The sequence below is a fragment of the Streptomyces sp. NPDC058052 genome (assembly GCF_042885515.1).
In the GTDB taxonomy this organism is placed as follows: Bacteria; Actinomycetota; Actinomycetes; order Streptomycetales; family Streptomycetaceae; genus Streptomyces.
Genome location: NZ_JBHVRX010000017.1, coordinates 1 through 16,371 on the forward strand (window position 1 = coordinate 1; position 16,371 = coordinate 16,371).

A 16,371-nucleotide genomic window follows, 5' to 3' on the forward strand; every position below is an offset into this window, starting at 1 on the left:
GGCCGGCGTGCCGCCGGCCCGCGCACGGGGACGGCCGGGAGCCCCGTCGGAGGGGGCTCCCGGCCGTCGGGCCCGGGCGGGTGTCAGGCGGCCGTCACGCGGACGTTCGCGTTCACCCAGTCGACGATCGACGCGGTCGTGGCGCCCGGCGTGAAGATCTCCGCGACACCCTTCTCCTTCAGCGGCGGGATGTCCGCGTCGGGAATGATGCCGCCGCCGAAGACCTTGATGTCCTCCGCGTCGCGCTCCTTGAGGAGCTCGATGACCTTGACGAAGAGCGTGTTGTGCGCGCCCGAGAGGATGGAGAGGCCGATCGCGTCGGCGTCCTCCTGGATCGCGGTGTCGACGATCTGCTCGGGCGTCTGGTGGAGCCCGGTGTAGATCACCTCCATGCCGGCGTCGCGCAGGGCGCGCGCGATGACCTTGGCCCCGCGATCGTGGCCGTCGAGACCCGGCTTGGCGACGACCACGCGGATCGGACCGGTCACACCCATCACTGCCTCCACATGCGACCCCCGCGCGTCTGTGCCGGGGAGGTGAACGAACGTTATCGACAGCATCCCGCAACGGACCGTTTCGCGGTGCCCGTCGAGGGGGAAATCACACGTGGGACACGTTCGTTCCGCGGCCTACCCCGCTCCGGGCCCTCCTCCTGGGCCCTCCAGCCGCCCGCGGGGCCGGTCGCGAAAGGAGCCGCGACGCCGGTCGCCGGGGCTCCGTGCCGCCGTCCGTACGGCACGGAGCCCCGGCGTCCCGGCGTACCGCACGGCCCCATGTGCCGCACGGGAGGTCGGCGATGGAGCTCGCCAAGGTCACCGCCCTGTTGAAGGCCACCACGCTCGAGGTCGCGATCCTCACCGGCCGTCTCGTGCTCTATCCGTCGGGGATCGTCCCCGACGGTCACGGGCGGCCCGACGACTCCGCGAGCCCGCCCGTGACCGTGGGGGACGGCGGTGGGCGGCCGGTCGTGCTGCTGCACGGCTTCGTCGACAACCGCTCCGTCTTCCTGCTGCTGCGCCGCACGCTCGCCCGGCACGGCCGCACCCGTGTCGAGTCGTTCGACTACTCACCGCTCACGTGCGACCTGCGGTCCGCCGCCGAGGCCCTGGGGCGGCGGATCGACGCGATCCGGGAGCGCACCGGACGGGCGGAGGTGGATCTGGTGGGCCACAGCCTGGGCGGACTGATCGCCCGTTATTACGTACAGCGGCTGGGCGGTGACGCGCGGGTGCGGACCCTGGTCACGCTCGGCACCCCGCACGCGGGGACGACGGTCGCGCCGCTCGCCTCGGCGCACCCGCTGGTGCGGCAGATGCGGCCGGGGTCGGAGGTGCTGCGGGCGCTGGCCGCTCCGGCGCCGGGCTGCCGGACGCGGTTCGTGAGCTTCTGGAGCGACCTGGACCAGATCATGGTGCCGGTGGAGACGGCCCGCCTCGACCACCCCGACCTCCTGGTGCACAACGTGCGGGTGAGCGGCATCGGCCATCTCGCCCTGCCGGTCCATCCGACGGTCGCGGCCGGGATCCTGGAGGCGCTGGACGCCGGCGGGACGGAGGAGGCGGCCGACGAGGGGACGGCCTCCGTGGCCTGAAGTCGCCAGGACACGCGACACCCCCGACCCTGTTCTTCGAACGTTTCTCGAACACAAGGCCAAAGCTCTGTGCATGAGCTGGCGAAACACGGCCGATTGCCCGTTTCCGGCGCCCGCGAACCCTTCCGAAGATTGTCGGCCCCGCATACCGCCGGGTACAGTCGCGCCACTGCTTCCCCCCGGGACACCCCTGTCGGGCCCGCCCCGGACTGGTCCTGCTGCCGAGGCGAGAGAGACGTTGGTGAACGACCAGCACCCCCACGCCGGGTACGCCGGAGACGGCGCCCACACCACCGGCTACGCGACCGACCCGCTCTTCGGGACCTGGTCCGACCCCGGGCAGACCGGCCACAGCGGCCAGTGGGACCTCGGCCAGTACGCCGCCACCGGTACGTACGACACGACCGGCGCGTACGAGACGGGCGCCTGGGCCGCCACCGCGGCCGGCCACGACACGACGGGCCAGTGGGACACCACCGGCCAGTGGACCACCGCCACCACCACGGACGCCTACGCGCAGGGCACGGCGTACGCGCAGCCCGAGCAGTACGACACGACCGGCCAGTGGGACGCCTCCGCCTGGACCGAGGCCCGGCACACCGGCCAGTACGAGACCCTTCACTCCGGCGCCTACGCGGCGCAGGGCGCCTACGGGCACGAGCAGTACGACGCGACCGGCCAGTGGGCCGCCCCCGCCTTCGCGACCGACACCGGCGCCTACGACGCCACCGCCTGGAACCAGGCGTCCGCCCCGGCCGAGCCGGTCGTCCCCCAGCAGTACGTCCCCCAGGCCGAACAGGTCGACCGGACCTCCGAGTTCGCGTTCTCCTACGAGCCGCACCCGGAGCCGGAAGCGGCCTACGAGACCGGGACGTACGAGACCGCCGGGTACGAGGCCGGGACCTACGCGCCGGAGACGTACGAGGCCGAGACGTACGAGGCCGAGACCTTCGAGCCCGAGGCGCACGGGACCGGGGCCTACGGGACCACCGCGCACGAGGCCCCCGAGGCCGGATCCGGGGACGACGCCGAGGACGCCGGGACCGAAGGCCCCGCGCCCGCCGCCGAGGTCCGCACCGACGCCGCCGCGGCCCGCCCCGTACGCCGCTCCTCCGGCGGCAGCCGCGCCCGGCGCCGTACCCCCGCCAAGCGCTCCGCCCTGCTGACCGTCGCCGTCCCCTCCGCCTGCGTGATGGGCGTCGCCGGCATCGCCGCCGCCTCCGTCAGCGGACTCACCGGCGCCGGCACCGAGGGCCAGAAGCAGAAGGACACCACCGCGCTCGCCGCCGCCGACCCGGCCGCCGTGAAGCAGGTCCCGGCCAACACCGCGCTGGACACCCAGCTCAGCGCCCTCGACGCCGACGTCCGCGACTTCGGCGACCGCGCCAGCCGCACCCAGGAGCGCATCGACCTCAAGGCCCGCCAGGCCGCCGAGAAGAAGAAGCGCGAGGAGGAGGCGGCCCGCAAGGAGGCCATGCGCCCCAAGTACATGCTTCCGGTGAAGCTGCACCAGCTCAGCGCCCGCTTCGGCCAGTCCGGCGTCAACTGGATGTCCGTGCACACCGGCATCGACTTCCCCGTGCAGTACGGCACCCCCGTCATGGCCGCGACCGACGGCACCGTCCGCACCCAGTGGAACCCGGCCTACGGCAACATGGCGATCGTGACCGCCGCCGACGGCACCGAGACCTGGTACTGCCACCTGAGCAGCACCAAGATCCGCTGGGGCCAGGTCAAGGCCGGCGACGTCATCGCCTACTCCGGCAACTCCGGCAACTCCACCGGCCCGCACCTCCACTTCGAGGTCCGGCCCGGCGGCGGCTCCGCGATCGACCCGCTGACCTGGCTGCGCAGCAAGGGCCTCGACCCCACCAGCTGACACCCGCGCGTACGGGAGAGGGCCCGGTCCGATGGACCGGGCCCTCTCCCGTACCGCCTACAGCTTCTCGACCGGCGCGTACCGCAGCAGCAGCCGCTTCGGCTTCTCGTCGCCGAAGTCGATGGTCGCCTGCGCGTCCGAGCCGGAGCCCGTCACCGCGAGGACCGTGCCCAGACCGAACTGGTCGTGGGTGACCCGGTCGCCGATCGTCAGCGAGACCACCGGCTTCTCCGTCCCGCCCGCGCGGCGCGTCGCGAAACCGGACGGGCCGGAGCGGGCGCGCGAGGAGGAGAGCGAGGACGTCAGCGAGGAGGTGATCCCGGACGTCGGGCCCGCCGGCTTCGCCACCGGCCCGGTCCGCTTCCACTCCAGGTACGCGGGCGGGATCTCCTCCAGGAAGCGGGAGGCCGGGTTGTACGAGGGCTGGCCCCAGGCGCTGCGCATCGACGAGCGGGTCAGGTAGAGCCGCTCGCGGGCGCGGGTGATGCCCACGTACGCCAGGCGCCGCTCCTCCTCCAGCTCCTTCGTCTGGCCGAGGGCCCGCATGTGCGGGAAGACGCCGTCCTCCATGCCGGTGAGGAAGACGACCGGGAACTCCAGGCCCTTCGCGGTGTGCAGGGTCATCAGCGTGACGACGCCGGCGCCCTCCTCGTCCTCGTCCGGGATCTGGTCGGAGTCGGCGACGAGCGCGACCCGCTCCAGGAACTCGGCGAGCGTGCCCGCCCCGGCCGCCGGCGTCCCGGCCTCCGCTTCTCCGGCCCCGTCCTGCCCGGCGGCCTGCGCCCGCTCCTGCTCGAACTCCAGGGCCACCGCGGCGAGTTCCTGGAGGTTCTCGATCCGGGTCTCGTCCTGCGGGTCGGTGGACGCCTGGAGCTCGGCGAGGTAGCCGGTACGCTCCAGGACGGCCTCCAGGACGACGGCGGGGCCCGCGCCGGACTCGGCGATGGTGCGCAGCTCGTCCATGAGCGTGTTGAACCGCTTCACGGCGTTGGCCGAGCGGGCGGCCATGCCGTACGCCTCGTCGACCCGCTTGAGGGCCTGCGGGAAGGTGATCCTCTCGCGCAGCGAGAGGGCGTCGATCATCGCCTCGGCGCGCTCGCCGATGCCGCGCTTCGGCACGTTGAGGATCCGGCGCAGCGGCACGTTGTCCTCGGGGTTGGCGAGGACGCGCAGGTAGGCGAGGACGTCCCGGACCTCCTTGCGCTCGTAGAAGCGCACGCCGCCGACGACCTTGTAGGGCAGGCCGACGCGGATGAGGATCTCCTCGAAGACGCGGGACTGCGCGTTGGTCCGGTAGAAGATCGCCACGTCGCCGGCCTTCGCGTCGCCCGCGTCGGTGAGCCGGTCGATCTCGTCGGCGACGAACTGGGCCTCGTCGTGCTCGGTGTCCGCGACGTAGCCGGTGATCTGCGCGCCCGCGCCGGCGTTGGTCCACAGGTTCTTGGGACGGCGCGACTCGTTGCGCTCGATGACCGCGTTGGCGGCGGAGAGGATCGTCTGGGTGGAGCGGTAGTTCTGCTCCAGCAGGATCGTCGTCGCGTCCGGGTAGTCCTCCTCGAACTGGAGGATGTTGCGGATGGTCGCGCCGCGGAAGGCGTAGATCGACTGGTCGGCGTCGCCGACGACGCACAGCTCGGCCGGGCCGAGGTCCTCGTAGCCGGTGCCGACCAGCTCGCGCACCAGGGTGTACTGGGCGTGGTTGGTGTCCTGGTACTCGTCGACGAGGACGTGGCGGAAGCGGCGGCGGTAGTGCTCGGCGACGTCCGGGAACGCCTGGAGCAGATGGACCGTCGTCATGATGATGTCGTCGAAGTCCAGCGCGTTCGCCTCGCGCAGGCGCGCCTGGTACATCCGGTACGCCTCGGCCAGCGTCTTCTCGAAGCCGTCGGCGGCCTGGTCGGCGAAGGACTCCTCGTCGATCAGCTCGTTCTTCAGGTTGGAGATCTTGGCGCTGAAGGACTTCGGCGGGAACTTCTTCGGGTCGAGGTCCAGGTCGCGGCAGACCAGCGCCATCAGGCGCTTGGAGTCGGCGGCGTCGTAGATCGAGAAGGACGAGGTGAAGCCGAGCCGCTTGGACTCGCGGCGCAGGATGCGGACGCAGGCGCTGTGGAAGGTCATGACCCACATCGCGTTCGCGCGCGGGCCGACCAGGTGCTCGACGCGCTCCTTCATCTCGCCGGCGGCCTTGTTGGTGAAGGTGATCGCCAGTATCTGGCCGGGGTGGACGTGCCGGGTGCCCAGGAGGTGGGCGATGCGGTGGGTGAGGACCCGGGTCTTGCCGGAGCCGGCGCCGGCCACGATGAGCAGCGGGGAGCCGGTGTGGACGACGGCGGCGCGCTGCTGCTCGTTCAGCCCGTCCAGCAGGGCCGCCGGGTCCACGACCGGGCGGTGCGCCCCGTCGCGGTAGTACGGGTCACGGGGCGGGGGCGCGTCGAAGTGCTCCCCGAACAGGTCGTGCGGAACCTCCTCCGCGGCCGGGGCGCCGTGCTCGTCGTCCTCGGGCGGGGGCGGGGCGTCCTCCGGGGAGTGGGACTGGAGGCCGGCCAGGAAGCTGTCGTCAAAGAGGCTGCTCATCGCCTCACGAGTCTAGGACGCCGCGCCGACAACCGGGCCCGCCTTCGGCGTGCTCCCGGTGTGAGCGCGCACACCGGGAGGGACCGGGACCGTGCCCCGGAGGGCCCGGGGGCTCAGACCCAGAGGGTGGCGATGAAGATGTTCGCCATGGTCAGGCCGCCGACGGCGGCGAAGAGGCCCTTGTCGGCGGTCTCCTCGTCGCGCTTGACGTAGACGATCCCGAGGATCACCACGAGGATCAGCAGCTTGATGCCGACCTTGAGGTTGTTGACCGTCTGGTCGTCGGCCTGGTTGAGGCCGACGAGCGCGACGCCGGTGACCAGCATGGTGAGCGCGCCGTGCAGCATGGCCGGGGTGAAGCGGGCCGTGCCGGCCCCGATCGCCTTCATCTGGGTGAGGAATCCGCCCAGGAGGGAGGCGATGCCGATGATGTGGAGCGCGACGAAGACATTGATGAGGACGTCCATGGGGCGGAGCCTAACCGGGCCCTTAGCACCGCTCTCCGGCCGGGTCCACCCACTCCCGCGCTTCGGTCGCCCGCCCCATGGAAACCATCGCCGAACGCCCTGGCGGACGACAACGAACGGTCCCCGAGGGTCATCCGTCGCCAATAGCGGTCAACCCGCCGCCGGGGCGTGACCCCCGGGTCTAGCGTCCTGCCCCAGGTGGTCGGCTCCCCACCCCGCCGGACCACCCGGCGGTGCCGGCCGCCCCCGCCGGAGAACCCCGGCGGCGGTCCGTCTCCCCTGTGCGGTCCGCCGCCGGCCCCGGCCGGCACCGTCCCCCACAGGCAGAGGATGTGACCCGCCCTCGTGGCAGCTCACCGAAAGCCCCGGCCGTCCCCGCTCGGCCGCCCCGCGGCCCGCACGGCCGCCACGCTCGCCCTGGCCTCGGCCGCCACCGCGACCCTCTTCGAGGGCTCGGGACACGCCGACCCGGCCCGCCCCGAGCGCACCCCCGCCCAGGTCAGGGCCGAGGTGGACCGGCTCTACCAGGAGGCCGGGGCCGCCACCGAGCGCTACAACGGCGCGAAGGAACGGGCCGACGCCGCCCGCACCTCCTTCGACGAGCTCCGCGACGAGGCCGCCCGCCGCACCGAGCGGCTCAACACCGCCCGCCGGAGCCTCGGGGCCGTCGCCGCCGCGCAGTACCGCTCCGGCGGACTCGACCCGACCGTCCAGCTCGCCCTCACCTCGGACCCCGACCAGTACCTGGAGCGGGCGGCGCTCGCCGAGAAGGCCGGCGACCGGCAGGCCACCACCGTCACCGCCGTACGCCGGGAGCTCGCCGCCCTCGCCCAGCTCCGCGCCGAGTCCGCCGGCCGGCTCACCGCGCTGCGCGGCCACGAGACCGAGCTGCGCCGCCAGAAGGCCGCCGTCCTCGGCAAGCTCGCCGCCGCGCGGGAGCTCCTCGCCCGGCTCACCGCCGAGGAGCGGGCCCGGTACGAGGCGGCCGTCGCCGCCCGCTCGGGCACGGCCACCGCGACGGCCGCCACGGCCCGCGCCGGCACCACCGCCCCGGCCACCCGCGCGGACCGCGCCTCAGGCGACCGGCTGCCGGTGACCGCCACCACCGGCCGCGCCTCGGCCGCCCTCGCCTTCGCCCGCGCGCAGATCGGCAAGCCGTACATCTGGGGCGCCACCGGCCCCTCGGGGTACGACTGCTCGGGGCTCACCCAGGCCGCCTGGCGCGCCGCCGGCGTCTCCCTGCCGCGCACCACGTACACCCAGATCAACGCCGGACGCCGGGTCTCCCGCTCCGAGCTCGCCCCCGGCGACCTGGTCTTCTTCTACTCCGGGATCAGCCACGTCGGCCTCTACATCGGCGGCGGCCAGATGATCCACGCACCCCGGCCGGGCGCCCCGATCCGCATCGCGCCCATCGACGAGATGCCCTTCGCTGGCGCCACCCGGGTCGCCTGACCCCGGGCGGAGCCGGGCTGCGGGGCGGAGCCGGGCTGCGGGGCGGAGCCGGGCGGCTCAGACCAGACGGCGGGCGGTGGCCCAGCGGGTCAGCTCGTGCCGGTTGGAGAGCTGGAGCTTGCGGAGCACCGCGGAGACGTGCGACTCGACGGTCTTCACCGAGATGTAGAGCTGCTTGGCGACCTCCTTGTACGCGTAGCCGCGGGCGATCAGCCGCAGCACCTCGCGCTCCCGCTGGGTCAGCCGGTCCAGGTCCTCGTCCACCGGGGGCGCGTCGGTGGAGGCGAAGGCGTCCAGGACGAAGCCGGCCAGGCGCGGGGAGAAGACGGCGTCGCCCTCCTGCACCCGGAAGATCGAGTCCACCAGGTCGTCGCCGGTGATCGTCTTGGTGACGTAGCCGCGGGCGCCGCCCCGGATCACGCCGATCACGTCCTCCGCCGCGTCCGAGACGGAGAGCGCGAGGAAGCGGACCGGGTCCTCGGCCGCGCCCATCAGCCCGACGCACCGGCGCAGCACCTCGACCCCGCCGCCGCCGGGCAGGTGGACGTCGAGGAGGACGACCTCCGGCCTGGTCGCGGTGATCACGGTGACGGCCTGGTCGACGTCGGCGGCCTCGCCGACGACCTCGACCCCGGTGATCTCGGTCCGGCCGATCTCCGCCTGCACACCGGCACGGAACATGCGGTGGTCGTCGACGAGGACGACCCGCACCCGGCGCCCGGCCCCGTCCGCCGCACCCGTCGTGCCCGGCCCCGTCGCTCCGTCGGCCCCGGTCGTCGCCCCGGTCTCGTCGCTCATCCGTCCGCCCTCTCCATCTCCAGCTCGACTTCGGTGCCCCCGCCCGGTACGGCCCGCAGGCGGGCCGTACCGCCGTTGCGCTGCATCCGGCCGATGATCGATTCTCGTACGCCCATTCTGTCCTCGGGGACCTCGTCCAGGTCGAATCCGGGGCCCCGGTCGCGCACCGAGACGAACACCGCGCGCCCCTCCACCTCGGCGTACACCTGCACCGCCCCTCCCTCGCCACCGTACTTCGCGGCGTTGACCATCGCCTCGCGCGCGGCCTGCATCTGCGCGGTCAGCTTCTCGTCGAGGGGGCAGTCGCCGACGACGACGACCTCCAGCGGCACGCCGTGCTTGTCCTCGACCTCGGCGGCGGCCCGCTTCACCGCCTCGGCGAGGGTCTCCGGCTCCTCGTCCTTGCCGGTGCCCTCCGGCTTGTACAGCCAGTTCCGCAGCTCCCGCTCCTGGGCGCGGGCGAGCCGGCGGACCTCGCCGGCGTCGTCGGCGTTGCGCTGGATCAGGGTGAGGGTGTGGAGCACCGAGTCGTGGACGTGGGCGGCGACCTCGGCCCGCTCCTGGGCCCGGATGCGCAGGGTGCGCTCCGCGGTGAGGTCCTGCGACATCCGTATCAGCCAGGGGCCGGCGAGCAGCGCTATGCCGGTGAGGACGGCGACGGAGGCGGTCAGCGCGGTGCCGATCTGGGCGACCGAGCCGCGCACCACGACGAAGACGGCGAGGCCGGTGCCGACCAGGGCGACGCCGACGAGCCCCCGCAGCAGGTGGAAGCCGCGCCCGTGCTTGACCGCCCGGCCCTTCCAGGTCTCGGCGCGGGCGTTGTCGGCCTGGCGCCACACCAGGACGACGCCGACGCCGATGAGCAGCGTCGGCCACACGTAGCGGCCCGTCTCGCCGTCGATCCGCAGGTTCGCGATGAAGATCGCGGCGCCTATCGCGAGGGCGACGAGGGCGAGGATCTGGCCCCGGTCGGGCTTGCGGAGCCGGCGTCTGCCGTCCTCGGTGATCTCGAAGACGGGGCGGGGCTCGGCCCGGCCGCCGACGCCGAGCGGGACGACGATCCAGAAGACCGCGTAGAGCAGCAGCCCGAGGCCCTCGGTGAGGACGAGCACCGCGAAGACGGCGCGCACCCAGGCGACGGGCAGGCCGAGATGTCCGGCGAGGCCGCGGGCGACACCGCCGAGCCACCGCCCGTCGGCGCTCCGGTAGAGCCTGCGCACGGGAGGTTCGTCGAGGTCGGTGACGCGAGCGGTTGCGGACATGCACCGATCGTCACACGCCCGGCCCTCCCGGGGTATCAGGGTCGGCCCTGAGATCCACCCCGGGTTCGCCTCGGGGTCGGCGCGCCGTCGAATCTCAGGGTCGTGCCAGGGTCCTTCCCGGTGTCGGCCGGGGGACACGGGGAGTCACCATGGACGCATGACGAGTTCGACGCCTCCGCGGCCCGCGGAGCACGAGGCCCCACCGGCGACCGAGGACGCCGCCGCAGCCCCGCTGCGCCGCTCGCGCGGCAGCCGGGTGGTCGGCGGCGTCTGCGGCGGTCTCGGCCGGCACTTCGACATGGATCCGGTGATCTTCCGGATCGTGCTGGCGGTGCTGGCGGTGACGGGCGGCATAGGACTGATCTTCTACGGCTTCGCCTGGCTGCTGATCCCGCTCGCGGGCGAGGAGGAGAGCGAGGCGCGGCGGCTGCTGACCGGCCGGGTGTCGGGCGCCACGCTCGCGGCGATACTGATGGCGCTGGTCGGCTGCGGGATCTTCCTGTCGATGCTGCGCACGGGCTCGCTGCTGGGCTTCGCGGTGGTGCTGCTGCTGGTGACGGCCGGTGCCGCGTACTGGTCGCAGCGCCGGCACACGGCGGAGGCGGAGACCGAGGGCGACGCGGAGGTGCGGCCGAAGGCCCCGCACGGGCGGGTCCCGGTGCCGCCGGAGGCGAAGGCGCCGCCGCTGACGCCGCTGGAGGCCCAGATGACGTCGTGGTGGCGGGATCCGATCGTCAAGGACGGTTCCACGGGCCGGGTGGCCTTCGGCTACATGTGGGGGCCGCACGGGATCGTCGACGCGGAGGGCCGGGTCGGCGGCGAGGTGCCGAAGCCCGGCAGCCGGTGGGCCGCGCCCGCCGATCCGGCGCGGCCGGAGCCTTCGGTGCGGCGCAGCCCGTACTCGATCGCCGGTCTCGTCCATCTCTGCGCGCTGGCCGCGGCGATCACGGGTACGGCCCTGACATGGGAGTCCCAGCCGCTGGGCACCAGCCTGGCGACGGGTCTGGCGGCCGCGCTGGCCGTGTTCGGTCTCGGTCTCGTGGTCAGCAGCTTCCTGGGCCGCACCGGGTTCGGCACGATCCTCCAGGTGGTGGTGACGGCGGCGCTGCTGGCCGGTGCGGTCGCGCTGCCGGACCGGATCACCACGGACTGGACGCGCCAGACGTGGACGCCGGTGACGGTGGCCGCCGTGCAGCCGCACTACGACCTGGGCGCGGGGGTCGGGACGCTGGATCTGTCCCGGCTGTCGGTGCCCGAGGGGACGACGGTGTCGACGGCGGTCGACGTGGGCGCGGGGAAGCTGGAGGTGGTCGTGCCGGAGGACGTGGTGGTGAAGCTGCGCGCGCAGGTGGGGCTCGGTGATCTCCAGCTGCCGGGGCAGGCGCCCGACGACATCGACATCGCTCCGGACCGCGACGAGACGCGGACGCTGAACCCGCCCGCCGGTACGGAGCCGGCGGGGACGCTGGACCTCTCGCTGGAGGTCGGTCTCGGACAGGTGGAGGTCACCCGTGCTGCTTCATGAGTTCCGTCCGGGCCGGCTGGTCGTCGGCGTGGCCGCCCTCGGTCTCGCCGGGGCGTACGGCGGGGACCTCGCCGGCTGGTGGTCGGTCCCGTGGTGGCTGGCGATCCCGGTGATGTGCGGCGGCCTCGGGGTGGCGGGCCTGCTGACCTGGATCGCCTACGGCATCCGGCGCCGTTCGGCGAGGAGCCGGTCGGCGGAGAGCACCGGGGCCCCGGCGAGCAGCAGCGGCAGCCAGGCCATGAGGTAGGCGAGGTCGTTGCCGAGGTAGTACGGGGTCACCTGCCAGCTCACGGTGAGCCAGAGGCTCAGCGAGATGAGGGCGCCGCCGAGGGCGGCCACTCGGGCGAAGAGGCCGAGGAGGGTGCCGAGGCCGACGGCGAGCTCGCCGAGGGAGATGGCGTAGCCGAAGGCGGTGGGGCTGTTGAGGGCGAGGTCGACGAGCCAGGGGACGGCCGAGGAGTCGCGGACCCCTCGCATGGTCTCGCCGATGGAGCCGGTGCCGGAGTCGGCGAGGAAGGCCGGGTCGGTGAGTTTGTCGAGGCCGGCGTAGACGAAGGTGACGCCGAGGAAGATCCGGAGGGGCAGCAGGGCGTAGCGGGAGGCGGTGGCCCGCCACCCGTCCAGGCGGCCTCGCAGGGAGGTCCCGCCGGCGCGGCCCGGATACTCGGTCATGATCGCTCACCTCTCCACACCCCGTACGACAGTTCGCGGATCGATTGTCTCCGCTGGCCCTGTGAACGGACACAGGAGGAGGGGATTCGGGTGTTCAGTCGGCGACGTCGATCGTGACGCGGTTGGTCTCGAAGCCGGCGGCGGTGACGACGGAGACCTCGACCCGGCCGGGCTCGACGTCGGCGGGGAGGGGGACGGTCAGGACGGTGTCGGAGGGGTTGGCGAAGCCGCCGGGGACCGGGACGAGCGGGACGTGGGTGTGGACGGGCCCGATGCGGACGACGAGCCGGGTCAGCGGGTCGGGGGCGGCGGCGCCGGGCGGGACGAAGCCGTGGCCGCGGATCTCGATGTCGTCGCCGGTGCGGATGGGGGCGTCGAGGTCGCCGGCCTCCCGGGCGCGGACGACGGCGTGGACGGCGGGCCGGCCGCCCTCGGTGCACTTGGCGGCGAGGTGCCAGGCGGCGGAGACGGCGACGAGGAGCGCGAGGGACCAGGGCAGCGCGGGGAGGCGGGCCGGGTCGGCGGCGAGGCGGACGGCGGCGAAGACGAGGACGGCGCCGGAGACGAGGACGTACTGGACGTCGGCGAGGTCGGCGCGGCCGTTGTCGTCGCAGAGGAGGTCGGCGGCGCGGGGCCGGTCGGCGCGGACCTTCTGGAGCCGCAGGGCGGCGATCCGGGTGGAGACGACGAGCCGGGCGGTGACGGCGACGGCGGAGACGACGGCGAGGACGGTGACGAGTCCCGCGGCGCCGGCGAGGCCGAAGGCGGTGGTGGTGAGCGAGCGGAAGGTGAGGAGAAGGGGGAGGAGGAGGGCGTAGCAGAGAAGGAGGAGCCAGGCGGCGGCGACGGCGCGGGTGGTGGAGAGCCGGTTGTCCTCGCCGGTGAGGGCGGCGAGGAGGCCGCCGCGGGCGCGATGGGCGTGGGCGGCGGCGGTGAGCGGGACGGCGAGCAGGAGGGCGGTGCAGAGGCCGGCGGTGCGGGCGGCGGTCCAGCCGGTGCCGAGGGCGGTGAGGGCCTGGCCCAGCAGGAGGGCGAGGACGGCGGCCCAGATCGCGGCGAGGCTGCCGGTGCGGACGCGGGCGAGCCAGGCGAGTCCGGCCTCCCGGCCGTGGGCGGTGACGGCCCGGGCGGACTGGGCGAGTTCGTCGGAGACCCACTGTCGGGCGGCGACCGGGGAGTGGGCGACGGCGGCGGGGACGCCGTGGCCGGCGGCGAGTTCCTCGCGGCGGGCGAGGAAGGCGGCGACGGCGCGGCGGTGGCCGGTCTCGCCGCAGTGGGCGCAGCCGGCGCAGGCCGTCGGATGCTCGCCGGCGCCGTGGCGCCCGCCGTACTGTCTCGCCTCTTGGATCGCCACGGTGCCGCCACTTCCCGAGTCCGAGGTTTCGAGCTCAACCTGCCGCTGATTCCTGGGAATTGTGCCGCACCGAGGGTGCTCGCGAGGGCTGCGTGCGCCCCGCCGGAGAGTGATTGCCGCGCCATCGCATTGACGTACAGAAGGGTGAAGCGATGGTGTTACGACAGGAGTTCGGGCTCCGCTCGGCTGATCCTGCGCCAGAGGGGCTGGTAGTTGATCCAGGCGACGAGGTCGCTGCCGAGCTGTTCGCGGGTGGCGACGGCGTCCTTGTGGTCGATGAGGACGGGTTTGCCGGCGGCGCGGGCGGCGAGCTGGATGCGGGCGCAGCGGTCCATGGCGATGAACCACCAGGCGGCGGCGTCGACGGTGGAGCCGACGGTGAGGAGGCCGTGGTTGCGCAGGACGATGCCCTTGAAGGGGCCGAGGGCGACGGCGACGCGGCGGGCTTCCTCGGCGTCGACGGTGACGCCGGTGTAGGCGTCGTAGAGGGCGTGGTCCTGGTAGAAGGCGCACGCCTCCTGGGTGAGGGGGTCGAGGAGTTCGCCGAGGGCGGCCAGGGCGCGGCCGTGGGTGGAGTGGGTGTGGGCGACGGCGACGGCGTCCGGGCGGGCGCGGTGCACCTGGGCGTGGACGGTGAAGGCGGCCTGGTTGACGTGCTGGCCGCCGAGGACGACCTGGCCGTCCCCGTTGGCGAGGACGAGGTCGCTCGCGGTGAGGTCGCCGAAGGGGGCGCCGAAGGGGTTCACCCAGTAGCAGTCGTCGTACTCGGGGTCGCGGACGGTGATGTGGCCGGAGACGCCCTCCTCGTACCCGAGCCGTCCGAAGAGCCGGAGCGCGCCGGCGAGCCGCTGTTTGCGGTGGGCGCGTTCCTCCTCGGCCGTCGCGTGGACGGGAGGCATGGCGAAGTGGAGCCGGTCGACGGGGACGGGGGCCGGTATCTCGGTCATGCGCCGGAAGGTAACGCCCGGCCGGTCAAGTCACCAGAGTCCGGACGGGATCACGGCGAAGCCGCCGCCCCCGGGGCGGGGGCGGCGGCTTCATCGGCGTGCGGGAGGGGTCACTCCCACTCGATGGTGCCCGGGGGCTTGCTGGTGACGTCGAGGACGACGCGGTTGACGTCGGCGACCTCGTTGGTGATGCGGGTGGAGATCCGGGCGAGGACCTCGTAGGGCAGGCGCGACCAGTCGGCCGTCATGGCGTCCTCGGAGGAGACCGGGCGCAGGACGATCGGGTGGCCGTAGGTGCGGCCGTCGCCCTGGACGCCGACGGAGCGGACGTCGGCGAGCAGCACGACCGGGCACTGCCAGATCTCGCGGTCGAGACCGGCGGCGGTCAGCTCCTCGCGGGCGATGGCGTCGGCGTCGCGGAGCAGGTCCAGGCGCTCCTTGGTGACCTCGCCGACGATGCGGATGCCGAGGCCGGGGCCCGGGAAGGGCTGGCGCTGGACGATCTCCTCCGGAAGGCCGAGCTCCTGGCCGACCATGCGGACCTCGTCCTTGAAGAGCTGGCGCAGCGGCTCGACGAGCTCGAACTCGATGTCGTCGGGGAGGCCGCCCACGTTGTGGTGCGACTTGATGTTGGCGGTGCCGGTGCCGCCGCCGGACTCGACGATGTCCGGGTAGAGGGTGCCCTGCACGAGGAAGGCGACCTCGGGGCCCTCCTCCTGGAGGATCTCCAGCTGCGCCTGCTCGAAGACGCGGATGAACTCACGGCCGATGATCTTGCGCTTGGTCTCCGGGTCGGAGACGCCGGCGAGGGCGGTGAGGAAGCGCTCCTGCGCGTCGACGACGACCAGGCGGGCGCCGGTCGCGGCGACGAAGTCCTTCTCGACCTGCTCGGTCTCGCCCTTGCGCATCAGGCCGTGGTCGACGTAGACGCAGGTGAGCTGGGAGCCGATGGCCCGCTGGACGAGGGCGGCGGCCACGGCGGAGTCGACGCCGCCGGAGAGGCCGCAGATGGCGCGCTTGTCGCCGACCTGGGCGCGGATGGCCGCGACCTGCTCCTCGATCACGTTGCCGGTGGTCCAGGTGGGCTGGATGCCGGCGCCGCGGTAGAGGAAGTGCTCCAGGATCTGCTGGCCGTGCGTGGAGTGCAGCACCTCGGGGTGGTACTGGACGCCGTAGAGCTTCTTCTCGTCGTTCTCGAAGGCGGCGACCGGGACCACGTCGGTGGAGGCGGTGACGGTGAAGCCCTCGGGGGCGGCGGAGCAGGCGTCGCCGTGCGACATCCACACGGACTGCTCGACCGGGGTGCCCTCGAAGAGGGTGGAGCCGGCCTTGGAGACGTGCAGCGGGGTGCGGCCGTACTCGCGGGCGCCGGTGTTGTCGACGGTGCCACCGAGGGTCGTCGCCATCAGCTGGAAGCCGTAGCACATGCCGAAGACGGGGACGCCGGCCTCGAAGAGCGCGCGGTCGAGGCGCGGGGCGCCCTCCGCGTACACGGAGGACGGGCCGCCGGAGAGGATGATCGCCTTCGGGTTCTTGGCCAGCATCTCGGCCACCGGCATGGTGGACGGGACGATCTCGCTGTAGACCCGTGCCTCGCGGACGCGGCGGGCGATGAGCTGGGCGTACTGGGCGCCGAAGTCGACAACGAGGACTACGTCCGGGTTGGTGACGTCGGGCGCGGCAGCGTGGGGCGCTGAGGACACTACGGCGGCCTTCCGGCGGGAGAGGGTTCCCCCGAAGGGGGGCTATTTGTCGATTCTACCGGCGCGCGCGTGACGCTTTTCGTCTCACCATCCGAACCCGGGTGGCTTTCGTCTCACCATCCGGGCCCGGTTTGCCCCGGGGTG

13 protein-coding genes are annotated in these 16,371 nt (G+C 73.4%); 4 read left to right on the plus strand and 9 right to left on the minus strand.

All coding sequences use genetic code 11. The features are described from left to right. Positions 1-83: 83 nt before the first annotated feature. Positions 84-494 carry a cobalamin B12-binding domain-containing protein gene (locus ACFVU3_RS22825; RefSeq protein ID WP_030494332.1) on the minus strand — a complete coding sequence of 137 codons (411 nt, stop codon included), beginning with the start codon at positions 492-494 and terminating at the stop codon, positions 84-86. Positions 495-796: 302 nt separating this feature from the next. Here ACFVU3_RS22825 and ACFVU3_RS22830 point away from each other — a divergent pair, with 302 nt between their 5' ends. Both ACFVU3_RS22830 and ACFVU3_RS22835 read left to right on the plus strand, forming a co-directional pair. Next, positions 797-1,591 carry an esterase/lipase family protein gene (locus ACFVU3_RS22830; protein ID WP_390068802.1) on the plus strand — a complete coding sequence of 265 codons (795 nt, stop codon included), beginning with the start codon at positions 797-799 and terminating at the stop codon, positions 1,589-1,591. A 241-nt stretch (positions 1,592-1,832) separates the two neighbouring features. Next, positions 1,833-3,470, plus strand: coding sequence for a M23 family metallopeptidase (locus tag ACFVU3_RS22835; RefSeq protein WP_390068804.1), 1,638 nt, complete (start codon positions 1,833-1,835; stop codon positions 3,468-3,470). Positions 3,471-3,527: 57 nt separating this feature from the next. Here ACFVU3_RS22835 and pcrA read toward each other — a convergent pair whose 3' ends face one another. Beyond that, on the minus strand, positions 3,528-6,044 hold the full coding sequence (pcrA, locus tag ACFVU3_RS22840; protein WP_390068806.1) for a DNA helicase PcrA: 2,517 nt from the start codon (positions 6,042-6,044) through the stop codon (positions 3,528-3,530). 113 nt (positions 6,045-6,157) lie between these two features. Then, positions 6,158-6,511 (minus strand): hypothetical protein, encoded by a 354-nt coding sequence (locus ACFVU3_RS22845; protein ID WP_390068808.1) that lies wholly within the window; start codon positions 6,509-6,511, stop codon positions 6,158-6,160. A 345-nt stretch (positions 6,512-6,856) separates the two neighbouring features. Here ACFVU3_RS22845 and ACFVU3_RS22850 point away from each other — a divergent pair, with 345 nt between their 5' ends. Next, positions 6,857-7,966 (plus strand): NlpC/P60 family protein, encoded by a 1,110-nt coding sequence (locus tag ACFVU3_RS22850; RefSeq protein WP_390068810.1) that lies wholly within the window; start codon positions 6,857-6,859, stop codon positions 7,964-7,966. Positions 7,967-8,023: 57 nt separating this feature from the next. Here the strand turns inward: ACFVU3_RS22850 and ACFVU3_RS22855 are convergent, their stop codons facing one another. Next, positions 8,024-8,764, minus strand: coding sequence for a LuxR C-terminal-related transcriptional regulator (locus tag ACFVU3_RS22855; RefSeq protein ID WP_390068812.1), 741 nt, complete (start codon positions 8,762-8,764; stop codon positions 8,024-8,026). Then, on the minus strand, positions 8,761-10,026 hold the full coding sequence (locus ACFVU3_RS22860) for a PspC domain-containing protein (RefSeq protein ID WP_390068814.1): 1,266 nt from the start codon (positions 10,024-10,026) through the stop codon (positions 8,761-8,763). The genes ACFVU3_RS22855 and ACFVU3_RS22860 overlap by 4 nt, the downstream gene beginning before the upstream one ends. Before the next feature lie 157 nt (positions 10,027-10,183). Between ACFVU3_RS22860 and ACFVU3_RS22865 the strand changes: the two genes are divergently transcribed. Then, a complete protein-coding gene (locus tag ACFVU3_RS22865) occupies positions 10,184-11,551 on the plus strand; it encodes a PspC domain-containing protein (protein WP_390068816.1) in 1,368 nt (455 codons plus the stop codon). Between the two features lie 156 nt (positions 11,552-11,707). On the opposite strand, the gene ACFVU3_RS22870 is transcribed toward ACFVU3_RS22865, so the two are convergent. The 4 genes from ACFVU3_RS22870 to guaA form a co-directional block, all read right to left on the minus strand. Beyond that, a complete protein-coding gene (locus tag ACFVU3_RS22870) occupies positions 11,708-12,223 on the minus strand; it encodes a DoxX family protein (RefSeq protein WP_390068818.1) in 516 nt (171 codons plus the stop codon). 94 nt (positions 12,224-12,317) lie between these two features. Next, a complete protein-coding gene (locus ACFVU3_RS22875) occupies positions 12,318-13,577 on the minus strand; it encodes a hypothetical protein (protein WP_390068820.1) in 1,260 nt (419 codons plus the stop codon). A gap of 158 nt (positions 13,578-13,735) precedes the next feature. Continuing rightward, the gene (locus tag ACFVU3_RS22880) at positions 13,736-14,524 is read right to left on the minus strand and encodes a class II aldolase/adducin family protein (RefSeq protein ID WP_390068821.1); all 789 of its coding nucleotides are present in this window, start codon (positions 14,522-14,524) and stop codon (positions 13,736-13,738) included. Between the two features lie 110 nt (positions 14,525-14,634). Next, positions 14,635-16,227 (minus strand): glutamine-hydrolyzing GMP synthase, encoded by a 1,593-nt coding sequence (gene guaA / locus ACFVU3_RS22885; RefSeq protein ID WP_390068823.1) that lies wholly within the window; start codon positions 16,225-16,227, stop codon positions 14,635-14,637. Positions 16,228-16,371: the final 144 nt, after the last annotated feature.

Excerpts from the sequence above, each read along its gene's own strand:
- ACFVU3_RS22825 (WP_030494332.1), bottom strand. The coding sequence starts at position 494 with ATGGGTGTGACCGGTCCGATCCGCGTGGTCGTCGCCAAGCCGGGTCTC.
- ACFVU3_RS22830 (WP_390068802.1), top strand. The coding sequence starts at position 797 with ATGGAGCTCGCCAAGGTCACCGCCCTGTTGAAGGCCACCACGCTCGAG.
- pcrA (WP_390068806.1), bottom strand. The coding sequence starts at position 6,044 with ATGAGCAGCCTCTTTGACGACAGCTTCCTGGCCGGCCTCCAGTCCCAC.
- ACFVU3_RS22845 (WP_390068808.1), bottom strand. The coding sequence starts at position 6,511 with ATGGACGTCCTCATCAATGTCTTCGTCGCGCTCCACATCATCGGCATC.
- ACFVU3_RS22855 (WP_390068812.1), bottom strand. The coding sequence starts at position 8,764 with ATGAGCGACGAGACCGGGGCGACGACCGGGGCCGACGGAGCGACGGGG.
- ACFVU3_RS22860 (WP_390068814.1), bottom strand. The coding sequence starts at position 10,026 with ATGTCCGCAACCGCTCGCGTCACCGACCTCGACGAACCTCCCGTGCGC.
- ACFVU3_RS22865 (WP_390068816.1), top strand. The coding sequence starts at position 10,184 with ATGACGAGTTCGACGCCTCCGCGGCCCGCGGAGCACGAGGCCCCACCG.
- ACFVU3_RS22870 (WP_390068818.1), bottom strand. The coding sequence starts at position 12,223 with ATGACCGAGTATCCGGGCCGCGCCGGCGGGACCTCCCTGCGAGGCCGC.
- ACFVU3_RS22880 (WP_390068821.1), bottom strand. The coding sequence starts at position 14,524 with ATGACCGAGATACCGGCCCCCGTCCCCGTCGACCGGCTCCACTTCGCC.